Annotated in this window: 19 protein-coding genes; all 19 read left to right on the plus strand. The window is 30.4% G+C overall.

The window, feature by feature from the left end:
* The first annotated feature begins 112 nt into the window (after positions 1 to 112).
* The 19 genes from KPL51_RS17215 to KPL51_RS17305 all read left to right on the plus strand — a co-directional run bounded on the left by KPL51_RS17215 (position 113) and on the right by KPL51_RS17305 (position 18,767).
* Positions 113 to 565 carry a Fur family transcriptional regulator gene (locus KPL51_RS17215; RefSeq protein WP_216164030.1) on the plus strand — a complete coding sequence of 151 codons (453 nt, stop codon included), beginning with the start codon at positions 113 to 115 and terminating at the stop codon, positions 563 to 565.
* 173 nt (positions 566 to 738) lie between these two features.
* Positions 739 to 2,562, plus strand: coding sequence for a translational GTPase TypA (gene typA / locus KPL51_RS17220; RefSeq protein ID WP_216164032.1), 1,824 nt, complete (start codon positions 739 to 741; stop codon positions 2,560 to 2,562).
* A gap of 21 nt (positions 2,563 to 2,583) precedes the next feature.
* The gene (mltG, locus tag KPL51_RS17225) at positions 2,584 to 3,582 is read left to right on the plus strand and encodes an endolytic transglycosylase MltG (RefSeq protein WP_216164034.1); all 999 of its coding nucleotides are present in this window, start codon (positions 2,584 to 2,586) and stop codon (positions 3,580 to 3,582) included.
* A gap of 89 nt (positions 3,583 to 3,671) precedes the next feature.
* Positions 3,672 to 4,340, plus strand: coding sequence for an O-methyltransferase (locus KPL51_RS17230; RefSeq protein ID WP_216164036.1), 669 nt, complete (start codon positions 3,672 to 3,674; stop codon positions 4,338 to 4,340).
* Positions 4,337 to 5,569 (plus strand): peptidase U32 family protein, encoded by a 1,233-nt coding sequence (locus KPL51_RS17235; protein WP_216164038.1) that lies wholly within the window; start codon positions 4,337 to 4,339, stop codon positions 5,567 to 5,569. The genes KPL51_RS17230 and KPL51_RS17235 overlap by 4 nt, the downstream gene beginning before the upstream one ends.
* Entirely contained in the window at positions 5,569 to 6,204 is a 636-nt protein-coding gene (gene udk / locus KPL51_RS17240) for a uridine kinase (RefSeq protein WP_216164040.1), read from the plus strand. Before KPL51_RS17235 ends, udk begins: the two co-directional genes overlap by 1 nt.
* A gap of 60 nt (positions 6,205 to 6,264) precedes the next feature.
* Positions 6,265 to 7,974, plus strand: a complete 1,710-nt coding sequence (locus KPL51_RS17245) for a penicillin-binding transpeptidase domain-containing protein (RefSeq protein WP_216164042.1) — start codon at positions 6,265 to 6,267, stop codon at positions 7,972 to 7,974.
* A 102-nt stretch (positions 7,975 to 8,076) separates the two neighbouring features.
* Positions 8,077 to 8,796: an RNA polymerase sporulation sigma factor SigK gene (gene sigK / locus KPL51_RS17250; protein WP_244998123.1), complete on the plus strand. Its 720-nt coding sequence runs from the start codon at positions 8,077 to 8,079 to the stop codon at positions 8,794 to 8,796.
* Positions 8,797 to 8,885: 89 nt separating this feature from the next.
* Complete coding sequence (gene aroE, locus KPL51_RS17255; protein WP_216164046.1) at positions 8,886 to 9,665, plus strand: shikimate dehydrogenase; 780 nt, start codon at positions 8,886 to 8,888, stop codon at positions 9,663 to 9,665.
* On the plus strand, positions 9,665 to 10,720 hold the full coding sequence (locus tag KPL51_RS17260) for a type IV pilus twitching motility protein PilT (RefSeq protein ID WP_216164048.1): 1,056 nt from the start codon (positions 9,665 to 9,667) through the stop codon (positions 10,718 to 10,720). The genes aroE and KPL51_RS17260 overlap by 1 nt, the downstream gene beginning before the upstream one ends.
* A 372-nt stretch (positions 10,721 to 11,092) precedes the next feature.
* Complete coding sequence (gene ftsA / locus KPL51_RS17265) at positions 11,093 to 12,346, plus strand: cell division protein FtsA (protein ID WP_216164050.1); 1,254 nt, start codon at positions 11,093 to 11,095, stop codon at positions 12,344 to 12,346.
* Positions 12,347 to 12,361: 15 nt separating this feature from the next.
* Positions 12,362 to 13,453: a cell division protein FtsZ gene (gene ftsZ, locus KPL51_RS17270; RefSeq protein ID WP_216164052.1), complete on the plus strand. Its 1,092-nt coding sequence runs from the start codon at positions 12,362 to 12,364 to the stop codon at positions 13,451 to 13,453.
* 346 nt (positions 13,454 to 13,799) lie between these two features.
* On the plus strand, positions 13,800 to 14,606 hold the full coding sequence (spoIIGA, locus tag KPL51_RS17275) for a sigma-E processing peptidase SpoIIGA (RefSeq protein WP_216164054.1): 807 nt from the start codon (positions 13,800 to 13,802) through the stop codon (positions 14,604 to 14,606).
* Between the two features lie 55 nt (positions 14,607 to 14,661).
* A complete protein-coding gene (sigE, locus tag KPL51_RS17280; RefSeq protein ID WP_216164056.1) occupies positions 14,662 to 15,369 on the plus strand; it encodes an RNA polymerase sporulation sigma factor SigE in 708 nt (235 codons plus the stop codon).
* 75 nt (positions 15,370 to 15,444) lie between these two features.
* Positions 15,445 to 16,218 (plus strand): RNA polymerase sporulation sigma factor SigG, encoded by a 774-nt coding sequence (sigG, locus tag KPL51_RS17285; protein WP_216164058.1) that lies wholly within the window; start codon positions 15,445 to 15,447, stop codon positions 16,216 to 16,218.
* Between the two features lie 185 nt (positions 16,219 to 16,403).
* A complete protein-coding gene (locus KPL51_RS17290; RefSeq protein ID WP_216164060.1) occupies positions 16,404 to 16,664 on the plus strand; it encodes a YlmC/YmxH family sporulation protein in 261 nt (86 codons plus the stop codon).
* A 133-nt stretch (positions 16,665 to 16,797) separates the two neighbouring features.
* Complete coding sequence (gene nrdR, locus KPL51_RS17295; protein ID WP_216164062.1) at positions 16,798 to 17,253, plus strand: transcriptional regulator NrdR; 456 nt, start codon at positions 16,798 to 16,800, stop codon at positions 17,251 to 17,253.
* A gap of 76 nt (positions 17,254 to 17,329) precedes the next feature.
* Positions 17,330 to 18,043, plus strand: coding sequence for a peptidoglycan editing factor PgeF (gene pgeF / locus KPL51_RS17300; protein ID WP_216164064.1), 714 nt, complete (start codon positions 17,330 to 17,332; stop codon positions 18,041 to 18,043).
* A 28-nt stretch (positions 18,044 to 18,071) separates the two neighbouring features.
* Complete coding sequence (locus tag KPL51_RS17305) at positions 18,072 to 18,767, plus strand: response regulator (RefSeq protein WP_216164066.1); 696 nt, start codon at positions 18,072 to 18,074, stop codon at positions 18,765 to 18,767.

Below are 18,767 nucleotides of genomic sequence, written 5' to 3' on the forward strand. Positions count from 1 at the left end.
AAACTAAATGATTATCAATTGACAAAATCTTAAAAAAGTATTAAAATAAGAGTATATTAAATGTAATTTACAGTGGTAAGTCAAATGATAATTGTGGAAGAGGGGTACATATATGTCAAATTTATCTCCAGAGACTATTGAGAGTTTAAAAGAAACCTTAAAGCAAGAGGGATATAAGCTTACTCCGCAGAGAAGAGCTATTTTAAATGGAATAATTAAGAGTGAAGGTAGCCACCTTACTGCGGAAGAACTATATGACTTGGTTAAATCTGACTGCCCAGAAATAGGTCTTGCCACAGTTTATAGAACAATTCAACTTTTAGAAGAAATGAATGTAATTCGAAAGCTAGATTTAGATGATGGATGTAGTAGATACGAACTAATCCATGAAGATGAAAACCATCAACACCATCACTTAATATGCAATCGCTGTGGTAAAGTGTTGGAGGTACAGGGAGATTTGCTTGATGAATTAGAGACAATAGTTGAAAAAAAATATAATTTTAAGGTTGAAGATCATAGTTTGAAATTCTATGGTATTTGCGACAAATGCTTAGATAAATAATCGAATTTTTTTAGTCATTTGGTAACAATGTATAATACACCTAGTTGACTTTTTTGCAAGATAATATTAGAATAAGTATAGTAAATGCGAAAATTGGATACTTCAAGACGTATCCAATTTTTGTTTGTGTAAAATGTGTAAACTACTTACGAAAAAAAAATTGGAGGATTAATATGAATTTATTTACAAGAAATGATGTTAGAAATATAGCAATAATTGCGCACGTAGATCACGGCAAGACTACACTCGTGGATTGTCTACTTAAGCAAAGCCATGTTTTTAGAGAAAATGAAAAAGTACAAGAAAGAGTAATGGACTCTAATGACCTAGAAAAAGAAAGAGGAATAACAATTCTTTCTAAAAATACAGCAGTAATGCATAACGGAATTAAAATTAACATAGTTGATACTCCTGGCCACGCAGACTTTGGTGGAGAAGTTGAACGAGTACTTAAGATGGTTGATAGTGTACTTCTTGTTGTTGATGCATATGAAGGCGCAATGCCACAAACTAAATTCGTTTTAAAAAAGGCATTAGAATTAAATCTTAAACCTATCGTTGTTATAAACAAAATTGATAGAAAAGATGGTCGTCCTTCAGAAGTACTTGATGAAGTCTTTGACCTATTTGTAGAACTTGGAGCAGATGATGAACAATTAGACTTTGCAGTGGTATATGCTTCTGCTAGAGAAGGGTATGCTAAATTAAATGTTGAAGATGTAAGTGACAACATGGAGCCATTATTTGATTCTATAATTAAAAATGTAAAAGCACCTGAAGGATATTTAGATCAGCCTCTTCAATTGCTTATTTCAACTATTGATTATAATGAGTATGTTGGAAAAATTGGAATTGGTAAAATTGAAAGAGGATCAATCAAAAAAAATCAACAAATAGCACTTATAAGAAAAGATGGAACAATAAACAATGTTAAAGTTTCAAGCCTTTATGTTTACAATGGTCTTAAAAGAGAAGAAACTGAAGAAGCAATGCTTGGTGATATCGTAGCAGTTTCTGGTATTCCAGACATTAACATCGGAGAGACAATAGCTGATATTAATGAGCCAGAAGCACTTCCGTTCATTGAAATTGATGAGCCTACACTAAATATGAATTTCATGGTTAATAATTCTCCTTTTGCAGGCCAAGAAGGAACTTTTGTTACATCAAGACACATAAGAGATAGACTTATGAAAGAACTTGAAACCAATGTTAGTTTGAGAGTAGTAGAAATTGAAGATGGTTTTGAAGTAAGCGGAAGAGGAGAACTTCATCTTTCAGTTCTAATTGAAACTATGAGACGTGAAGGATATGAATTCCAAGTGTCAAAAGCAAATGTTATATATAAAGAGGAAAATGGACATAAAACAGAGCCAATAGAATACCTTACAATTGACGTTCCAGAAGAATTTATGGGTGTAGTAATGGAAAAAATGGGACCTAGAAAAGCAGAAATGGTAAATATGACTTCAGCTATAAATGGTTACACTAGATTAGAATTTAAAATACCATCAAGAGGTTTAATTGGATTTAGAAGTGAACTTATGACTGATACTAAGGGTAATGGTATAATGAATCACGTTCTAGATGGTTATGATAAATATAAAGGTGAAATTCCAGATAGAAGTAGAGGATCATTAATTGTATTTGAAACAGGAGAATCAATTACTTACGGATTATTTAATGCTCAAGATCGTGGTACTCTTTTCATAGTGCCAGGAGTACCTGTATATGCAGGAATGATTGCAGGAGAATGTGCAAGAGCAGGAGATATGGAAATAAATATTTGTAGAAAGAAACAATTAACAAATACTAGGTCTTCAGGAGCAGATGAATCACCTAAACTAGTTCCAGTAAAACAAATGACACTAGAACAATGTTTAGAATTTATAGCTATAGATGAACTAGTTGAAATAACTCCACTAAATATTAGAATGAGAAAAAGAATATTAGATTCAGGGGAAAGAAAAAGAGCAACTACTAGAAAAAGTAAGTAGTTTTAATTATGGGGTGGTTTAATGAAAAAGATAGGGCTATTAATTGGAATTTTAATAGTTTGCGTGTTAGCTGGGATTTTCCAGTATAATAAAATAATACAGCATCCTATTAAAGCCGGAAAAGATATCCATGTTATTGTTAAAAATGGAGACACTTTATATAGTATACTAGATAATTTAAACCAAAATGGGGCTATGAAAAATTCAAGTATTATAAAGCTTTATATTAAAAAAAATGGTATCAAGTCCAATATACATATGGGAAAGTTTTTTGTACCGAAGGATGCTACAGTTACAGAGTTTGTAACTATTTTATCAACTGTAGGACATGAGGAAGATATTATAAAAGTAACTGTACCAGAAGGATTTGATGTAAATGATATTGCAAAGCTTCTACAAGAAAAAGGCATAATAGAAAGTGAAAAGTTTAAAGAAAGTTGTAAAGATTACAAGCTACCAATTTATATACAAAACAAAGAAACTCGAAAATTTAACTTGGAAGGGTTTCTCTTTCCTGCTACATACCAACTTAAAGCTGGTATGAGTGGAAATGAAATAATTAAATCCATGGTGGATGAGTTTTACACAACTATAAATGAGATAAACAAAGAAAAGCCTATAGATATGAAGAAATTGGACAATATAATAATAATGGCATCAATTGTTGAAAAAGAAGCTAGTGATAGAGACGAAAGAGACAAAGTAGCATCAGTTTTTTATAATAGATTAGGAAAAAACATGCAGTTGCAATCTTGTGCAACTGTTATATATTCACTTGGTGAACATAGAGAAAAACTATATAATAAAGATTTAAAAGTTAAATCACCTTATAATACCTATATGGTGGATGGTTTGCCTGTAGGACCAATATGTAGCCCAGGAAAAGAATCTATTAAAGCAGCTTTATCTCCTGCTAAAACAAATTATCTATACTTTGTTTCCAATAATGATGGAAAACATTTTTTTACAGATAACTATGATAAATTCTTAAAAGTTAAAGCTGTAACACAAGGATTTTAGTTAACTGTGTTAGGCACATGAAAATATACTAACAGCTTTGACTTGTTATTTATTTTCATGTGCCTAAATTTATTTTTGGAGGAAATTAAATGAGTGGGATAACATATGATTATATGGAACAATATTTAAGAAAATTGATTCCTAGTAATACTAGCATTTTAGAAGAATTAGAAAATTTTGCTCTAGAGAATAGAGTGCCTATAGTTCAAAAGGAAACTGCAAAATTTTTAGAATTAATGGTAACTATGAATAGACCGAGTAGAATACTAGAACTTGGAACTGCCATAGGATATTCTGCTATTTTAATGAATCAAGCTATGGGTGGGAACTGTCAAATTACCACTATAGAAAGAGACGAAAAAATGATAGATCTTGCAACAGCTAATATAGAAAAATATGGATTACAAAATAAAATCACTATTCTACAAGGAGATTGCCTAGAAGTTTTAGAGAATCTTCGCGGTGAATATGATATGATTTTTATAGATGCAGGTAAAGGGCACTATAATCATTTTCTTCCACACTGTTTAAGACTTTTAAAAAAACAAGGAGTTCTTATTGCTGATAATGTCCTATTTAGAGGAATGGTTGCATCAAAAGAACTTGCAACACGTAGAAAAGTAACTATAATAAAACGCATGAAAAGTTATTTAGAATTAGTATCTAGTAATGACGAGCTTATAACTTCTGTAATACCAATGGGAGATGGTATTTCAGTTACAGTAAGAAAATGTGCAGAGAGTAGCAAGGAGGAATGAAACTAATGAAACCAGAAATATTAGCACCTGCAGGTAATTTAGAGAAATTAAAAGCAGCTATAAATTTTGGAGCAGATGCAGTTTATTTAGGTGGAAGCAAATTAAATTTAAGAGCTTTTGCAGACAATTTTAGTACTGAAGAATTAAAAGAAGGTATAGAATTTGCACATTCAAAAGCGAAAAAGGTGTATGTTACATTAAATGTTTTTCCTCACAATGAGGATTTAGATGGCCTTGAAGATTATCTAAAAGAGGTATATGAAATAGGTGCAGATGCCATTATTGTATCTGATCCAGGAATTATTATGGTAGCTAGAGAAGTTGTACCAAATTTAGAAATTCACTTAAGCACTCAGGCTAACAATGTAAACTATAAATCGGCTATTTTTTGGCATAAGCAAGGAGTAAAAAGAATTGTTCTTGCAAGAGAATTATCCTTAAAAGAAATAAAAGAAATTAGAGCAAAATTACCTGATACTTGTGAACTAGAAGCTTTTGTTCATGGGTCTATGTGTATGTCCTACTCAGGAAGATGCCTTATGTCAAATTACATGACGGGTAGAGATGCTAATAGGGGACAGTGTGCTCAGCCGTGTAGATATAAATATTTCTTAATGGAAGAAAAAAGAGATGGGGAGTACTTTCCTATAATTGAAGATGATAAAGGTACTTACATAATGAATTCAAAGGATTTAAACATGATAGAACATATACCGGAACTTATGGAATCAGGGATAATGTCTTTTAAAATAGAAGGAAGAATGAAAAGCTCATATTATGTTGCCTCTGTATGTAAATCTTATAGAGAAGCTGTGGATAGCTATTTAGAGGATCCGGAAAACTATAAATTTCAGCCAAAATGGATGGATAATCTCCTAAAACCTAGCCATAGACAATATTATACTGGATTTTACTTTGGAGATCCTAACAAACAAATATATGAATCCTCTTCATATATTAGAGATTATGATATCGTTGGAATTGTAAGGGAATATAATGAAGAAAATAATATTGCAACAATAGAACAAAGAAATAAGGTATATCAGGGTGATACTGTTGAGGTACTAAGGCCTGTGGGAGATAATGTATTAATTGTTCTCAAAGATATGAGAGATTCTAGGGGGGAAATCATAGAATCCGCTCCAAGAGCTCAGATGTTATTTACCGTAAATGTTATGGAAAAACTTCATGAGAATGATATACTTATAAAATCCAAGGAGGAAAAATAATGCATCGTCCGATTTCAATAGGGATAACTGGAGGAACGGGTTCAGGTAAAAGCACCATAGCTAGAGAAATCTATAAACAGTTTGATGACTCATGTATTGCAATGCTTGAACAGGACTCTTATTATAAGGATCAAAGTGACCTTTCTTTTGAAGAAAGGATAAAAACTAACTATGATCATCCAGATGCTTTTGACACTTCACTTTTAGTTGAGCATCTAAATCTCCTTTTAGAAGGACAATCTATTAAGAAGCCTATATATAATTTTGAGGTACATAATAGGATGAAAGAAACAGTTTCTGTGGAGCCAAAAGAAATTATTATAGTTGAAGGAATTCTTGTACTTCAGGAAAAGGTTCTTCGAGATATGTTAGATATTAAGATATATGTAGATACGGATGCAGATGTGAGATTTATAAGAAGGCTTGTTAGAGATATTAATGAAAGAGGTAGAACAACAGATTCTGTTATAAAACAATATTTAAATGTTGTTAAGCCAATGCATGAACAATTTACTGAGCCTACCAAAAGATACGCAGACATTATTATACCAGAAGGTGGACATAATAAAGTAGCTATAGATATAATTACTTCAAATATAAGGCAAACGCTTCAGAAGCACCAAGGCCAAAAATAACAATTATAAAGTATAAAACATCTCATTCCAGGCTAGAATTAGTCTAAGTGAGGTGTTTTTATGTATAGTAGAAATAATATTTTTGGATCATCAAATCAAAGGAGAGAAAATCAAAAAAGAACTTGGATGCTAATGATTATATTTATGTTACTATTTTGTTTTTTAATTTGGAAAATAGTTAATTACATGTATTTTAAGGCTGAGCCTTTGAAAGCAATGTTTAATGCGCAATATACAATAGATGAAAAGTACGGTCTTCAGTATAATTTACTTGATCGCAATAATGTACCTCTTTTAGAGTATAATGTTAACTATTATGCAATTATTGACCCTGTAGATTATTTTAGATTTAATGAATATACCAGTAAATTTGATTTGCAAGCCTTAACATTTACTTTAAGAAATTATAATAGTAATTATGATCTAGAAAAGTTAAAAGGTAATAGTAATGGGGAGAAAATAAAATATAAAGTTGATGAAGTGACTTTTGAAAAGCTTAAGGATATTAAAAAAGTAAGAGGTTTTTATACTTATGCAGCTAATGAGATAAAAGAAGATAATAATAAATATTGGAATATTGAAAATATATTGACAAAAACAAAATATAATAAAAATAGTATTGATCCAATAACGAAAAAGTACTTTAGCAAACTAGTATCTAAAAGTGCTGATTCTTTAGAAATGCAAATATATAATAAAACTAAAAATAATGAATTTACAAAAATAAGGTTTGTTAAAGGTGTTGATGGTGAAATATCTGAAGGTAAAATTATTGAGCCTGAAAAAAATATTAATGTGAGACTTACCTTAGATAAAGAAATTCAAGATAGTGCTTTAGATATTCTTCATGAGAAAAAATATGAAAAATATGACCAAATTGGTGTTGTACTAATGGAGAGCAGTACTGGTAAAATAAGAGCAATGGCTCAAAAGGATGATAGTTTATCCAATGCTAATTTAGGATATCCAAGTACTTATGGCGCTTATCCAGGATCGATATTTAAATCTATTGTGGAAGAAGCTGGTCTAGATATGGATTTAATAAACAAGAATGAAATATATACAATAATTCCGGGCTTATTCCCAGAAGACTCACATAATTATAACAACAAAAATAAATTTACAGTTGGTGAGGCTTTTCGGGATTCTTCCAATAACATCTTTGCTCAATTAGGCTGGAAGGTAGGATTTCAAAATATATATAATTATGCAGAAAATCAAGGTATGTTAAACAAAGTGCTAAATTTGGAACAGGAGCAAAGTGGTAAATTTGAAGTGGGTTTATCAAGTCCACAGACAGATTTAAGTCAAACGGCTATTGGACAGAAGATTAGAATAACACCGATACAAGCAATTAGCATTCCCAATACTATTACAAATAATGGAATATATGTTAAGCCAAGCATAATAGATGCATATGTAAATGGTGAGAATAAAGTTTTAGAGAGAATTACTTCTAAAACTTATCAGGTGTTAAAAAAAGAAACTGCAAGAGAAGTTAAACTTGATATGATGGATGTGGTAAAAAATGGGACAGGAAGAGAAGCTATTGTTAAAGACATGGATATAGGTGGGAAAACAGGCACTAGTATGTATCTTGAAGAGGGAATAAAGTATTACGATGGGTGGTTTGTTGGTTTTTTTAATTTGCGGGGAAAAAATTACTCTATGGTTGTTTTCGTGAATAAAATTGATAAAGAAGAATCTGGTGGGAGTACAGCTGCTCCTATATTCAAAGAGATAGTTAATGCATTTAAAGATATGGATTAAATATATCTACAAAATATTATTTTTTTTAGTATACAAGCACTATTAATAAAATAAATCATATTATATTAATAAGCACTATTAGGAGGAACTTCTGTGTTTTTCATGAATTGTTTATTAGATATGATTGGAAATGTTACATTTTTAACTGCTTATATAACTGGTAGTAGTTCATTTCCGCAACCCCTAAGTGAAGAAGAAGAAAAATGTTATTTAACAAAGTTAAAAGAAGGCGATTTACTAGCTAAAAGTATATTAGTTGAGCGGAATCTAAGATTAGTTGCTCATATAGTAAAAAAATATTCCTACCCAGGAAAAGATGTAGATGATCTTATATCCATTGGAACTGTAGGACTAATTAAAGCTATTGATTCATTTGATACAAGTAAGGGAACAAGGCTTGCCACCTATGCAGCAAGGTGCATTGAAAATGAGATACTCATGCTTATTCGTAATAATAAGAAAACAAAGGGTGAAGTGTATTTGCAAGACCCTATTGGCATTGATAAAGAGGGAAATGAGATATCTCTGATGGATGTATTAAGTAGCGATGAAGATTCTATTATTGAGATAGTAGAAAATAAAATACAAATTAAAAAACTTTATAATAAAATTAATGTAGCTTTGATGGATAGAGAAAAAATAATAATTCAAATGCGCTATGGTTTACTTGATGGCAATCCTAGAACTCAAAGAGAAATAGCATTGATTCTAGGAATTTCTAGGTCCTATGTTTCTAGAATTGAAAAAAGAGCATTAAAGAAGCTTTACAGAGAATTAAATTGCACTAGTAAAACTAAATTGAATAGTCCAAATAAATTATGATATGGATAAGAAAAAAATAAAAGAGGGTAATATTATAATTTTGTCGAATATTATAATTTCATCTAATTTTATAACCTGGAGATGATAAAGTGAAGTATACTGGATTGCTTGGAAATAATATACAATACTCTCAATCACCACTAATTCACAAGGAGTATTACAAATTAAATGGATTTGATTTTAATTATAAGTTATTCGATTTACAAAAAAATGAAATAACTTATTTTATTGAGAATTTAGATAGAAATAATATAATTGGCTTTAATGTAACTATACCCTATAAAGAGCATATTATTAGCTATCTAAATAAGATAATATATCCAGCAAACGAGATAGGTGCTGTTAATACTGTTGCTGTAACAAATGGTAAGCTTGTGGGATACAATACAGATTATTTAGGTTTCATAAAAAGTCTTCAAGTAGAGGGTGTTAAATCGCTAAAGGGTAGAGCACTAATAATTGGAAATGGAGGCGCAGCAAAAAGCATATTTTTTGCACTTAAAAATTTGGGGATACAGTTTATAGATATTGCAGGACGAAACAAACAAAAAGTTATGGAGCAATTTTCTGAAATGCATAAATTTGTGGAGTTTAATTCTAGCATAAATTGCAATAACTATGATATAATTATTAATTGTACACCGCTTGGTGGGATGAATAATCTCGAAGAGTTTCCATTAAAACTAGAAAATACTTCAGAAAAAAATATATTATACGATTTAATTTATATACCCGAGAAAACAAGGTTTCTGCAGCAAGGTGAGGAAAATGGAGCAAAGATTATAAATGGCAAGAATATGTTAGAATTTCAAGCTCATTTTGCCATAGATATTTGGGAAACTTCATTAGAAGAACAGGAGGATAAATAATGATATCACTTAGCGAATTACTAGAAAAAACCACAGAACAGAATGCGTCAGATCTACACCTAACAGTTGGATCTGTACCAATTATTAGAGTTAATGGGCATCTAATGCAAATTGGCAAAGACAAATTAACTCCAGGGGATACTGAAAGGTATTCAAGAGAAATTTTAGAAGATTCTTATGAAGAATATTATGAATGTGGAGAAATTGATACTTCTTACTCTATTGGTGGACTTGGAAGATTTAGAGTCAATGTTTATAAGCAACGAGGAAGCGATACTATAGCTATTAGAGTAGTTGCACTGAAAATACCTACACTCAAACAACTTGAGTTTCCAGAGGTTGTTCGGGAACTTACCACAAAACAAAGAGGGTTAGTTTTAGTAACGGGACCTACAGGCAGTGGTAAAAGTACTACATTAGCTGCTATGGTAAATGAAATTAATTCTACTAGAGCCTGTAATATTATAACATTAGAAGATCCTATTGAGTATTTGCATAAACACAACAAATCTATTATAAATCAAAGAGAAATTGGCAAAGACAGTAAAAATTATAAAAATGCTTTAAGAGCAATACTTAGAGAAGATCCGGATGTTATATTAGTTGGAGAAATGAGGGACCTTGAAACAATTTCCATTGCTATTACAGCAGCTGAAACTGGACATTTAGTTTTCTCTACTTTACATACTATAGGTGCTGCGAAAACAGTAGATAGAATAGTGGATGTTTTTCCTCCACATCAGCAGCAACAAATTAAAGTCCAATTAGCTGCAGTAATGCAAGGAATAGTTTCTCAGCAATTAATACCTAAAATTAATGAAAAAGGAAGAGTGGCAGCCCTTGAGATAATGATATCTACTCCTGCAATTCAGAATCTTATTCGGGAAGGTAAAACCCATCAATTGCAGTCCTGCGTTCAAACGGGAGGGAAATATGGCATGAAAACTATGGATATGTCAATTGCGGAGTTGTACAAAAAAGGTATTATATCCAAAGACGAAGCAATGACTTACTCAGTTGATACTGAAATGATGATAAGAATGCTTTCACTTTAGTGAATAACTAAATGAATCTAAAAGCATGCATGATTTATAACTTTTGGCTTTGTATTTTTTTTGTTATAAATTATTTACCCAATATTAATTGGGTATAATAACCTAAGTAATATAATATTGCTTTTTTTAGATATTGCTATTATACTAAGTCTAGAAGAAAAAGTTATTTTTTTTAATATTAATATAATTTGGCTTACAAATTTTAAATTAAGTTTATAAATATCCGTAAAAATGCAATTAAATTATATCTGCTTTTAATTGTATTTAAATTTATAATAAATATTATAAAAAAACGATTTAAATAAGAGGAAAATTTATTTTTTTGTTGAATATATACATTTGAGGTTTCTCTTATGAGGGGGGATAAACTTAATGAAAGAACATATAGTAGGAATTGATTTAGGATCGTCAAAGATATGTGGAGCAGTTGGTAAGATTAGTAGCAATGGAAAACTTCAGATTATAGGCATTACATCAGTGATATGTAGTGGTTTAAATAAATCAGTTGTAATAGATATTGATAGCACAGCTGAAGCTATAAAACAATGTGTCATACAATTGGAACGTATGACTGATACACAAATAAGCGAGGGATATATATCTTTACCTGGAGGAATTTGTGAATTAGTAAGAAATACGGGAATGATTGCAATATCTTCTGAAGACAGAGAAATCAAACAAGGCGATGTGGACAGGGTAATTGAAGCCGCTAAGCTAATATCTGTTCCACCGGATAAAGAAATAGTCGGTGTTGAACCTGAACAATATATTGTTGATGGATATGACAATATCAAAGACCCTAGAGGCATGAGTGCAGAAAGACTGGAAGTAGAAGCACAAGTAGTCATGGCACAAACCACAGTAGTTAGTAATTTATTGAAAAGTGTAAGGCGTGCTGGAATTAAAGTTAATGGTATAGTACTTCAGCCATCAGCTATAGCAGAGGCAGTAATAAGAAAAGAAGAGAAAGACATGGGTATAGCGATTGTAGATGTTGGCGCAGAAACCATTGATATCTCTATTTACAAGGGTGCAAAACTAAAATATACATCTATTCTTCAACTAGGTGGCAATAATATAACCAACGATATATCAGTTTGTCTTAAAATCCCATTTAGTGAAGGCGAAAAACTAAAGCTTAAATATGGAAGTTTAGTTAAAGGAAATGAGATGGATATGGAGAAAATTAGAGTTAAAGATTCATATGATAATTTTATGGAAATTGATAATAATTTATTAGTTGATATAATTGAGGCTAGAGTAGAAGAATTATTACATTTAATTAAAAAGAACTTATTAAATAGTGGATATTACAAAGAAATTTCTGGTGCAGTTATAGTTGGTGGAGGGATATCTTTATTTAGAGGTACCACAGAACTTAGCAAAAAGATACTGGACAAGCCTGTAAGAATAGGCTCTCCAGATTACGTAGGAGCGGCTAGCCCTATATACGTTACAGCTGTGGGAATAGTCATACAAGCTGTTAATAATCTTAGAACTAGTAGTAGTCTATCTGAAGAATTAGATGAAAATTCATACGAAGACAAATGGTCAAAAAACCAAAATAAAAATGGAAAAAATGGATTTGCATCAAAAATTAAAGGTTTTTTTGCAGATTTTTTCTAAAAAGGAGGCAGTGTTGTGCTAGATTTTGATGTTGAAGTTCAAGAATTTGCTCAAATTAAAGTAATTGGTTGTGGAGGCGGAGGAAACAATGCTATAAACAGAATGATTATGGAGGGACTTAAAAACGTAGAGTTTATAGCTATAAATACAGATAAACAGGCTTTAATTCTTTCTCAGGCGGTTCAAAAAATTCAAATTGGCGATAAATTAACTAAAGGGCTAGGAGCTGGTGCTAATCCAGAAATTGGTATGAAAGCAGCGGAAGAAAGCAAAGATGAAATTTCAGCAGCCATAAAAGGAGCCGATATGGTATTTATTACTGCTGGTATGGGCGGCGGTACAGGAACTGGTGCTGCACCTGTGGTTGCAGAAATTGCTAAGTCAATGGGAATACTAACTGTAGGAGTTGTAACAAAACCATTTCCTTTTGAGGGCAGAAAAAGAATGATTAATGCTGAAATAGGAATAAAGACACTTAAAGAAACAGTAGATACATTAGTAACAATTCCAAATGAAAGATTATTAACTATGGTAGATAAGAAAACTACATTAATGGATTCTTTTAAAATGGCAGATGATGTTTTAAGACAAGGTATACAAGGTATATCTGATTTAATTACTATACCAGGTCTTGTAAATCTAGATTTTGCAGATGTGAGAACAATTATGCTTGCTAAAGGTCTTGCACATATGGGTGTAGGTAGAGCTTCAGGTGATAATAGAGCACAAGAAGCAGCAAAACAAGCTATTTCAAGTCCATTACTCGAAACATCAATAGTTGGTGCTACAGGTGTTCTTTTAAATATTACTGGTGGAATGGATTTAGGGTTACTTGAAATAAATGAAGCAGCAGAGATTGTACAAGGTGCTGCTGATCCAGATGCTAATATTATATTTGGTGCAGTTATAGACGAAGACTTAAAAGATGAAATAAGGATAACAGTTATTGCAACTGGATTTGAAAATGAAAATATATTAAAAAATAAAACTATTCCAAAGTCTAAAGAAAAAGAATTTGTGAAACCTATTGAAGAAGCGGCTTATACTAAAAATTATGAAGATTCCGATTTAGAAATTCCAGCTTTTTTAAGAAGACAAAGTAAGTAATTCATTTCAAATAAAAAGACAAGTATGCTGATTTATTATTTATTTGGATATGCACAACAAATAAAGTGCCGTATAGGCGCTTTATTTGCGTTTAAAATGATTTTGATTATTAATAGGACCAATTACCTCTAAAACAACATTACTTTGACTAGAGACCTTATAATAGGCTTTATTATGGTGGTAGATTTGTAGGTGGTAGGTCTTTTTTTATTACTTTTACCTGTTCATTTAAAATAATATAGAAATTAGTGACGATTTATAGAAGAATAAAATTAAAAAAATGTGGTAAAAAATGACAAAATTTTGATTGCATAAGTAATATAATAATTTAAAGGAGGAAGGGCCGGTGATAGTATATGTAGATGTTTTAATATTAGTAAACTTTATAGTTAATCTATTCATATTACATGTTACTGTTCAAACATTAAGAAAAAGAGTAAGGCTTATATGGTTGTGCCTTTCAAGTTTTTTAGGAAGCTTATATGTTTTAACAGTAGTTTACCCAAAGCTTAAATATTTGACATATACACCTTTTAAAATATTAGTAGTTATTGCAATGATTTTAATTGTTTTTAGAGAAAAAAGTATTTTATTCAATATTAAAGCTTCTTTAATTTATCTATTATATTCAATTCTTTTAGCTGGAATGTGTATGTTTATTCAAATAAGCAATAGTAAAGATATGTCATTTAACGTAATCATAATAAATTTTCCCTATGAAAAATTATTACTCTCAGTAATGATAATATATATCTTGATATATAGGATAATGATTTTTGTGGTGGATAGAAAAAAAATATCCACACTTATATACACCGTTGATATAATAAATAAAAATTATAAAAAAACTATTAGGGCATTTTTAGATACAGGAAATGAGCTTCGAGAGCCTGCTACTAATTTACCAGTATTAATTGTTGAAAGGAACATTTTAAGTGAGATAATGCTTGAAAAAAATAATACCTATCAGATTCCCTATACTGTAGTAAATGGAAGTGTTGGTAGACTCACCGGTTTTAAACCAGAGTATATTAATATTCATATTGATAAAAAAAACATTGAAACAAGGAATGTAATTATAGCCTTTTGTGAGTATAAATTAAGTAAAGATAATGACTATAATGCGCTTATGTCTAGAGGACTATTAAACTAATGAGCTAAAACATCAACAATTATTATATGCTAATAATAGAAATAAGGAGGAGATTATGTTTAATTTCAAAGTAATGTTAAACAAGTTATTTGTTAAATTCAAAATGTTTTCAAAAAATTTGTTTTATATTGGGGGTAATGATGCACTACCGCCTCCTTTGACTAAGGATGAAGAGGATGAATTAGTAATTAGGTTAGATACAGGAGATAAAAAAGTTAGAGCCACCTTAATTGAAAGAAATCTGAGACTGGTAGTTTATATAGCTAGGAAGTTCGAAAATACAGGCGTAAATGTTGAAGATTTAATTTCTGTAGGGACTATAGGACTTATAAAAGCAGTTAATACCTTTGATCCTAGTAAAAAAATTAAGCTAGCTACATATGCCTCAAGATGTATTGAAAATGAAATTTTAATGTATCTTAGGCGGAATAGTAAGATTAAAACAGAAATCTCTTTTTACGAGCCCTTAAATGTTGATTGGGATGGCAATGAACTGCTACTTTCTGATATTCTTGGTACAGATAATGATGTGGTTTATAATATTATAGAAGATGATGTAGATAAACAATTGCTTTGGCTTGCTATGCAACGTTTAAATGCAAGAGAAAAAGAAATTGTGCAATTAAGATTTGGGTTAAATGGTACTACAGAAAAAACACAAAAGGAAGTAGCGGATATACTTGGAATATCTCAATCGTATATCTCAAGACTTGAGAAAAGAATTATAAAAAGATTGAAAAAAGAAATAAATAAAATGGTATAGGGTTGTCTTTGGTATAAAAAATAAATCATAAGGACATAATTTAAATGCAATTACTCAGAAGGGAATGATGACCTTATGATGATCAACAAAGTAGAAATATGTGGAGTAAACACTTCAAAATTACCAGTATTAAAAGAAAAGCAAATGAAAGAATTGTTATATAGGATACAAAATGGTGAGTATGAGTGTAGAGACACATTTATTAACGGAAATTTAAGATTGGTTTTAAGTGTGATACAGCGCTTCAATAATCGAGGAGAAAATGTAGATGATTTATTTCAAGTAGGCTGTATTGGTTTAATGAAGTCCATTGATAATTTCGATTTAAGTCTAAATGTCAGGTTTTCAACATATGCAGTTCCTATGATTATTGGAGAGATTAGAAGATACTTAAGAGATAATAACTCTATAAGAGTTAGCAGATCACTTAGGGATATTGCATATAGAGCATTGCAAGTCAGAGATAGATTGGTAAATCAAGATAATAAAGAACCTACTGTATCTCAAATAGCAAAAGAGCTAGAATTACCACGAGAAGATGTTGTATTTGCACTGGATGCGTTGCAAGACCCAGTATCTTTGTTTGAGCCAATTTATCATGATGGTGGAGATGCTATTTATGTAATGGACCAAATAAGCGATACTAAAAACTTAGATGATAGTTGGCTTGAAAATATATCTATTAAAGAGGCAATGAAAAAATTAAATGATAGAGAAAAGTTAATATTAAATTTAAGGTTCTTCGATGGTAGAACTCAAATGGAAGTTGCTGGTGAAATAGGCATATCACAAGCACAGGTATCACGGCTTGAAAAAACTGCATTAAAGCATATGAGAAAATATGTTTAGGGTCCCTTAAAGGGGCCCTTTTTTTGAAAGGATTTTTAATTGTTTTATTACAACAAATAAGAAATATTCGTAATTAAAATAATATTTTAATTAACTGATGAATATAAATAGTATAAAGTATTAGTCAGCTAAAAAAAAGTACAATAAGTGCTTGTTTTAAAGAATCCATGTAAGGGGGTAATAAAATGGAAAGCTTAATGTTTGCAATAAATAACTTAAGACAGATGGAAATTATAGATATAAATTCAGGCTCTAAAATGGGATATATTAAGGATTTAAAAGTTGATTGTGAAGAGTATAGAATTATTTCAATTTTACTTCCAACTCAAAAATCCTCTTGGTTTAATAAAAATAATAGTATTGAGATACCTTGGGAAAAGGTAAAAAAAATTGGTGTGGATGTTATTCTTGTAGATGGTAGTGATATAAATATTGGAAATGAATAATTAAGCGCTTAAAAATAATAACAGGTTAGTACTTGTTATTATTTTTATGGGACTAAACTATTTTAATTTATATTAAAAAGTGTATAATGTTAGTATATTTGCTAACTATATTAGAAAAAGGACGTGAAGAACATTGAAGTGTCCATATTGTAGCTGTGAGGAAAGTAAAGTAGTTGATTCTAGATCAACAGAAGATAATATTGCAACTAGAAGGAGACGAGAGTGTTTAAGTTGTTTTAAAAGATATACCACATATGAAAAGGTGGAAGATATCCGAATTTTAGTAATAAAAAAGGATTTCAATAGAGAATATTTTGATAGGACAAAAATAATAAATGGACTTATGAAGGCCTGTCAAAAGAGACCCGTATCAAGAATGCAAATAGAAGACATTTGTGATGAAGTAGAAAAACAATTAAATAATGAAATGCTTACAGAAGTAAAATCTGACTATATTGGAGAAATTATTATGAGCATTTTAAAAAATGTAGATGAGGTTTCTTATGTGAGATTTGCTTCAGTTTATAGGCAATTCAAAGATATTAATACCTTTATGGAAGAGATAAGAAAGTTAATGTCTAAGGAATGAAAATGCCTTTAGGCATTTTTTGTATTTTGGGAAATTACAGGAGTTTAAAGATGGTCATTAAAAATGAGGTGAAATAATGGAGATTGAAACTATTAATGATTATGAATTTATAAAGTTCCAGCAGGATAATGCAGTGGTTTTGTTTTCCACAGCAAAGAATGGGCTCAATTTTAATAAAAATACTAGGCAAGGGTTAATAAATCTAGCAAAAATTAAGGCGTATTATAATTTGCAATCTATTGGTTATTTAAATCAAATTCACAGTGACAGGATTTTCACTTTTGATGAAAATGTTAAAGATGGAGATGCACTAATTACAGATAGAACCAAAACGGCAGTGGGTGTGTTTACAGCGGATTGCGTTCCTGTAATTTTAGTAGATATTAAGAATGGAGTAATAGGAGCAATCCATAGTGGGTGGAAAGGTACAAAAGCACTAATTGTAAGTAAAACTATTGACAAACTAGAAGAAGATTATGGCTCAGTAGCTGATGAAATAAGAGCTTTTATTGGTCCACATATTAGAAGCTGTTGTTATGAAGTTAGCAGGGAATTAATAGAAGAGTTTACTAGTGAGGATATTTATAGTAATATTAAAATAAGTAATAACAGTAAATTAGATTTAGAAAAATGCATTTTGAAACAGCTTGTAGACAAGGGAGTTAAAAAAGAAAACATTAGTACTACCAATACTTGTACTGCTTGTAATAAACAATATGAGTTATATTCCTATAGGAATAGTGAAGATAAACAAGGGCGTATGTTTTCTTTTGTTTATTTGAAACAATAATTTCAACGAAAAATATGGAGGTATTTACATGGCTGAAGAAAAAATATTAGTGGTGGACGATGAAGAACATATACAGGAGTTAATTAAATTTAATTTAGAGAAAAATGGGTATAAAGTTATATGTTCTGGCAACGGTATAGAGGCTGTAAAGCTTGCGAAAGAACAATTACCACAATTAATGTTATTAGATTTAATGTTACCTGGAATGGATGGGTTAGATGTTTGCAAGGAAATCAGAAAAGACACCTCATTGTCAAATATGCCTATAATAATGATAACAGCAAAAGGAGAGGAAATAGATAAAATAATAGGACTTGAATTAGGTGCAGATGATTATATTACGAAACCTTTTTCAGTAAGAGAATTAGTTGCAAGGATAAAGGCTATACTAAGAAGAACTAATATGCAGCTAATTGAGAAGACTTTCAAAATTGGTAATTTGGCTATTGATTTTGGTAAGCACGAGGTTATTAAAAGTGAAAATAGGGTTGATTTAACATTAAAGGAATTTGAATTATTAGAAATATTAATTAAGAATAAAGGTAGAGTAATGACTAGAGATTTCTTACTAGATAAAATATGGGGTTATGAATACTTAGGGGAAACAAGAACTGTTGATGTTCATATTAGGCATCTAAGACAAAAAGTTGAAGACGATGACAAAAATCCAGTCTATATCCAGACTATTAGGGGTATAGGATATAGATTCAATTTTGGAGAATAA

This window comes from Clostridium bowmanii (assembly GCF_018861315.1).
Taxonomy (GTDB): domain Bacteria; phylum Bacillota; class Clostridia; order Clostridiales; family Clostridiaceae; genus Clostridium_AD; species Clostridium_AD bowmanii.

Coding starts and splice junctions, on each gene's coding strand:
- KPL51_RS17215 (WP_216164030.1), top strand. CDS start 113: ATGTCAAATTTATCTCCAGAGACTATTGAGAGTTTAAAAGAAACCTTA.
- KPL51_RS17245 (WP_216164042.1), top strand. CDS start 6,265: ATGTATAGTAGAAATAATATTTTTGGATCATCAAATCAAAGGAGAGAA.
- udk (WP_216164040.1), top strand. CDS start 5,569: ATGCATCGTCCGATTTCAATAGGGATAACTGGAGGAACGGGTTCAGGT.
- mltG (WP_216164034.1), top strand. CDS start 2,584: ATGAAAAAGATAGGGCTATTAATTGGAATTTTAATAGTTTGCGTGTTA.
- KPL51_RS17290 (WP_216164060.1), top strand. CDS start 16,404: ATGGAAAGCTTAATGTTTGCAATAAATAACTTAAGACAGATGGAAATT.
- sigK (WP_244998123.1), top strand. CDS start 8,077: ATGAATTGTTTATTAGATATGATTGGAAATGTTACATTTTTAACTGCT.
- ftsA (WP_216164050.1), top strand. CDS start 11,093: ATGAAAGAACATATAGTAGGAATTGATTTAGGATCGTCAAAGATATGT.
- KPL51_RS17260 (WP_216164048.1), top strand. CDS start 9,665: ATGATATCACTTAGCGAATTACTAGAAAAAACCACAGAACAGAATGCG.
- KPL51_RS17230 (WP_216164036.1), top strand. CDS start 3,672: ATGAGTGGGATAACATATGATTATATGGAACAATATTTAAGAAAATTG.
- typA (WP_216164032.1), top strand. CDS start 739: ATGAATTTATTTACAAGAAATGATGTTAGAAATATAGCAATAATTGCG.
- KPL51_RS17305 (WP_216164066.1), top strand. CDS start 18,072: ATGGCTGAAGAAAAAATATTAGTGGTGGACGATGAAGAACATATACAG.
- pgeF (WP_216164064.1), top strand. CDS start 17,330: ATGGAGATTGAAACTATTAATGATTATGAATTTATAAAGTTCCAGCAG.
- KPL51_RS17235 (WP_216164038.1), top strand. CDS start 4,337: ATGAAACTAATGAAACCAGAAATATTAGCACCTGCAGGTAATTTAGAG.
- sigG (WP_216164058.1), top strand. CDS start 15,445: ATGATGATCAACAAAGTAGAAATATGTGGAGTAAACACTTCAAAATTA.
- sigE (WP_216164056.1), top strand. CDS start 14,662: ATGTTTAATTTCAAAGTAATGTTAAACAAGTTATTTGTTAAATTCAAA.